The 4,753-nt window shown below is 74.3% G+C and carries 4 protein-coding genes and 1 riboswitch; of the genes, 2 read left to right on the top strand and 2 right to left on the bottom strand.

Features of this window, described 5'->3' with window-relative positions; translation table 11 throughout:
* Positions 1-146 precede the first annotated feature (146 nt).
* A riboswitch (SAM riboswitch) is annotated at positions 147-264 on the top strand.
* 154 nt (positions 265-418) lie between these two features.
* Entirely contained in the window at positions 419-1,723 is a 1,305-nt protein-coding gene (locus tag ACSNOK_RS30815; RefSeq protein ID WP_436784093.1) for an aminotransferase class V-fold PLP-dependent enzyme, read from the top strand.
* A gap of 187 nt (positions 1,724-1,910) precedes the next feature.
* On the opposite strand, the gene ACSNOK_RS30810 is transcribed toward ACSNOK_RS30815, so the two are convergent.
* Together ACSNOK_RS30810 and ACSNOK_RS30805 are read right to left on the bottom strand one after the other, a co-directional pair.
* Complete coding sequence (locus ACSNOK_RS30810) at positions 1,911-2,192, bottom strand: Lrp/AsnC family transcriptional regulator (RefSeq protein ID WP_436784092.1); 282 nt, start codon at positions 2,190-2,192, stop codon at positions 1,911-1,913.
* Positions 2,189-2,920, bottom strand: a complete 732-nt coding sequence (locus tag ACSNOK_RS30805) for a rhomboid family intramembrane serine protease (RefSeq protein WP_436784091.1) — start codon at positions 2,918-2,920, stop codon at positions 2,189-2,191. Before ACSNOK_RS30805 ends, ACSNOK_RS30810 begins: the two co-directional genes overlap by 4 nt.
* A gap of 379 nt (positions 2,921-3,299) precedes the next feature.
* On the opposite strand from ACSNOK_RS30805, the gene ACSNOK_RS30800 reads away from it, so the two are divergent.
* Entirely contained in the window at positions 3,300-4,670 is a 1,371-nt protein-coding gene (locus ACSNOK_RS30800; protein ID WP_436784090.1) for an NYN domain-containing protein, read from the top strand.
* The last annotated feature ends 83 nt before the right edge of the window (positions 4,671-4,753 follow it).

Here is a 4,753-nt window from a genome sequence, read left to right as displayed (position 1 = left end):
CCCCCCCCCCCCCCCCCCCCCCCCCCCCCCCCCCCCCCCGAAACGGTGAGAGGGCGGGACCGGGGCACCCCACCCCCGGTGGCAAACCGTCCGCATCGCGGACCGCCCTTTTCCCGTCCCGACGCGCTGTGCCATACTCACCGCCAGGTCACGAGTGACAGCGACACAGGCCCCGGCCCGCTGTCCGGCAACCCTCCGTCCGTGGCGGGGTGCCCCGGGTGATGACCGGGCCGCAGGCAGTGAGGTCTGCGGCAAGCGCGGATCCCTCGCCAGGGATCCTGGTCGTCGAGGGAGTTTCTTCCGTGATCCAGCGAATGCGCTAGGGCCGAGAGCCCCTTCTCCGCGCCTCGTCCCTTCCTCTTCTCCTGCGCCGCCGTCGCGCGCAGTCGATTCGGCCTGCCTTCCACGGGAGTTCGTCATGTCCTCCGCCGTTTCCGTCGCCGCCCCCGCCCCCGCCGCCGCCGTCGTCTCCGGCCCCGTGCCGTCCCTGCCGCTGCCCGTCCTCGGCCGGGACGTCCGCGTTCCCGTCGCCGGCGGTGGTGAAGTCCCCTACGCCGCCCTCGACTACGCGGCGAGCGCGCCCGCCCTGCAGCGGGTGTGGGACGACGTCGCGGCGTACGCGCCGTACTACGGCAGCGTGCACCGGGGGGCCGGGTACCTCTCGCGGCTCTCCACCGAACTGTTCGAGAACAGCCGGGCGACGGTCGCCGAGTTCCTCGGCTGCCGCGCGGACGACCAGGTGGTCTTCACCCGTTCGACCACCGACTCGCTCAACCTCCTCGCCGCGGCCCTGCCCGCCGGCACCCGGGTGTTCGTCTTCGAGACCGAGCACCACGCGGCCCTGCTGCCCTGGGCACGCCGTGCCGCGGCCGGCGAGGCGCCCGTCACCTGGCTGGACGCTCCGCGCAGCCCGGCGCAGGCCGTCGAGACGCTGGAACGGGCGCTCGCCGCGCGGGAGCCGTACGACCCGGCGCTGGTCTGCGTGACGGGCGCGTCCAACGTGACGGGCGAGGTGTGGCCCGTCCGCGAACTCGCCGCCGCCGCCCACGCGCACGGCGCCCGGATCGTCCTCGACGCGGCGCAGCTCGCGCCGCACCGCGCGGTCGACATCCGCGAACTGGACGTCGACTGGGTCGCCTTCTCCGGCCACAAGCTGTACGCGCCGTTCGGCGCAGGGGTGTTGGCCGGCCGCACCGACTGGCTGCGGGCGGCCGAGCCGTACCTCGCGGGCGGCGGCGCGACGCGCAGCGTGCGGCGGAACGGGGCCGGATCGGCGCCGGACGTGGAGTGGGACGAGGGCGTCGCCCGGCACGAGGCCGGGTCCCCGAACGTGATCGGCGCCCACGCGGTGGCCTCCGCCTGCCGGGCGCTGACGGAGGCGGGCTTCGAGCGCCTCGTCGCCCGGGAGGAGGCCCTGCTCACGCGGCTGCGCGCGGGGCTCGCCGCGGTGCCCGGGGTCCGGGTGCTTTCCCTGTTCGGGGACGATGCGCCCCGGGTGGGGGTCGTGTCGTTCGTCGTCGACGGGTGGGAGAGCTCGGCGCTGGCGGCGGCGCTCTCCGCCGAGTACGGGATCGGGGTGCGGGACGGGTTGTTCTGCGCTCATCCGCTCGTGCGAGCGCTTCTTCCCGAGGGGTCGGCCGTGCGTGTGAGCTTTGGTGTCGGGACGCCTGACGAGCACATCGAGCGGTTTGTGGGGGCGGTGGGGGAGTTGGCGCGGCGGTAGCCCTGCGGGCGCTGTTCTCAAACGCCGGACGGGCTGAAGTGCGCGCCCAGGGCGGCACTATCCAGCCCGTCCGGCGTTTGAGGACGAGCGGCGGAGCCGCGAAAGCGGGGTCTGGGGCGGCAGCCCCAGGAATCGGCGAAGGGGTGGGACCGGGGCACCAGCCCGCCGCAGGCGCCCCGCGGAGCGCCTAGCTGTCGAGCCCGATCGCGAACGCCGCCTCCAGATCGTGCTGCGAGTACGTACGGAACGCGATGTGCGTCTCCGTCGACGCGACCCCCGGAATCTTGCTGATCCGCCCCGGAATGACCTCCGCGAGATCATCGTGCCGAGCCACCCGCACCATCGCGATGAGGTCGTACGCCCCGGTCACGGAGAACACCTCGCTCACCCCTTCCAGCGCGGCGAGCTGTTCGGCGATCTCGGGGATCCGGTCCACGTCCGTCTTGATGAGCACGATCGAGGTGATCACGTCGTTCTGTCTCCTTCGGTGGACCCGGCCGCGTCGTTCACGGGGGATTTCACTCTAACCGGCCGTTCCCGGCACACCCATGCGAAGCCGAAGCCGAGGGCGAAGCCCACGACGTGGGCCAGGTAGGCGACGCCGGGGCGGTCGTCGGGGGCGCCGACGCCGGGCCACTGGAGGGCGAACCAGAAGAGGAGGACGGCCCAGGCGGGGAAGCGGAGGGGGAGGAAGAAGAGGAACGGGAAGAGGCTGGTCACCCGGGCCCGCGGGAAGAGGTGGAGGAAGGCCCCGAGGATTCCGGAGATGGCTCCGGAGGCCCCGACGAGCGACTGGGCGGAGTGGGCGTGCACGGCCGCGTAGCCGAGCAGGGCGAGGAAGCCGGTGACGACGTAGCACAGGGCGAAGGAGAGCCGGCCCAGGCGTTCCTCGGTCATCGCCCCGAAGACGTGGAGGAAGAGCATGTTGCCGAGCAGATGCAGCCAGTTGCCGTGCACGAAGAGGGCGGTGAACGGGGTGGTCAGGGAGCCGGGCAGCCCGTGCCAGAGCTCGTCCGGCACCACTCCCCAGCGCGCGAAGTAGGCCGTCTGCGCGGCGGCCAGGTCGGGGCCCGTGCCGTAGGAGGGATCGAGGCCGGACGCCGGACCGATGAGGAAGACCACGCAGCAGGTGGCCAGAACGGTGCGGGTGACCCAGGGGGTGCGGGGCCGGTCCCGCCGCACTGCCTTTACGATCATGGGCAGATCATGGCGTACCGGGGCAAGCGGTACGGAGAGCCTCGCCGGTCGCTCCGGCTCGTGCCGGTCCCCACCCGCCACGGGGCGGGCAGGCCGTAGGGTTACGAACGAACGCCCCGCACCCCGCATGCCATGAACAGGACGGACACCACCCATGGACGTTCCCCGGCCGGCCGTCGCCACCCGGCGGCACCGTACCCCGGGCGGGTTCCCCGCACGCCCCGGCGTGGCCCGCGCGGCCGTCGCGGCGGGACGAGGGAGGGAACGGGTGGCGGTCGGTGGGACGATCGGACCGGTGCGTCGCGGCGGGAGCGACGTGAGGGACGGGATCGGACCGGTGGATCGTCCGGGGACGAGCTGAGGAACGGAGCGGACACGCGTGGTGGAGCACACGGACGACGAGGAGACGGCCGGTGAGGACGGCCGGGCCGACGGCGTCGGCGAGGTGCTCGACCGCCCGTTGCCCGAGGGCATCCGGCGCCGCGTCATCGGTCTCGTCGCCGAGGCGTTCGGCGGTCTGACGGTCGCCGAACTCCCCGCGCAGCTACGCCAGTACGCCCGTTTCACCCCCGCCCGCCGGGCCAAGTTCGCCGGCAACGCCATGGCCGCGGCCGTCGAGACCGACACCGCGTTCCGGCAGCGGGTCTCGGCCAGGCTGCGCGAGACCGGCTCCGAGCTGGCCCGGGCCCTGGAGGCCGGGTCGCCGCCCGCCGCCGCGGATCCCGAGGACGTGGCGGCCATGGCCTTCGTACTGCGCCCGCCCGGTTGGGTGAAACTGGTCACCGCCGCCGGCGAGGAGGCCCAGCGGGCCAGCGCCGAGCGGGCCGGCGAGGAGGCCCAGCGCGAACTGCGGCAGCTCCGCGACGAGCTCGCCCGGGTACGCGGCGAGGCCCGCGCCGAGGCCGAACGGGCCCGCGCCGAGCTGGAGACCGTCCGCAAGGAGGGCGAAGGGCTGCACCGCAAGCTGCGCAGCGCCCTCAACGACGTGCGGCGCGGCGAGGCGGCGCTGCGCAAGGCCCACGGGGAGCTGGAGACCCTGCGGTCGGAGGCCGCCGCCGAACTGGCGGCCGCCCTGGGCGAGACCCGGCGCGTCAAGGCGCGGCTCGCGGAGGCCGAGGCCGCCCTGGAGGCGAGCCGCCGGGCGGTCCGCGAGGGCCGCAGCGTCGAGGACATGCGGCTGCGGCTGCTGCTCGACACCGTCCTGGACGCCGCCCAGGGGCTCCGCCGCGAACTGGCCCTGCCCCCCACCTCCGTCCACCCCGCCGACCTGGTCGACGCGGTGGAGCCGGGCCGGATGACCCCCAAGGACATCGCGGCGCGGGCCCTGTCGGAGACCGACCCCGCCCTGCTCGACCAGCTCCTCGCCCTGCCGCAGGCGCACCTGGTGGTGGACGGCTACAACGTCACCAAGACCGGCTATCCGACGATGCCGTTGGACAAGCAGCGGCTGCGGCTGCTGGGCGGGCTGTCCATGCTCGCCGCCCAGACCGGCGCGGAGATGACGTGCGTCTTCGACGGCGCGGAGCTGGCCGCTCCGGTGTTGCTCGCTCCGCCTCGGGGCGTGCGGGTGCTTTTCAGCAAGCCGGGTGTGACGGCGGACGAGCTGATCCGTCAGCTTGTCCGGGCGGAGCCGCCCGGGCGGCCCGTGGTCGTGGTCTCCACCGACCGGGAGGTGGCCGACGGGGTCGCCAAGGCGGGGGCCCGGCCGGTGGCTTCGGCGTTGCTCTTGCGCCGGCTGGCGCGGACTTGAGCCCCAGTCCCGCCCCTTCGCCGTTTCCTGGGGGCTGCGCCCCCAGACCCCCGCTTTCGCGGCTTCGCCGCTCGTCCTCAAAC

This window comes from Streptomyces sp. URMC 126 (assembly GCF_051386555.1).
GTDB lineage: Bacteria > Actinomycetota > Actinomycetes > Streptomycetales > Streptomycetaceae > Streptomyces.
This window is presented reverse-complemented; position numbering and strand designations above follow the sequence as displayed.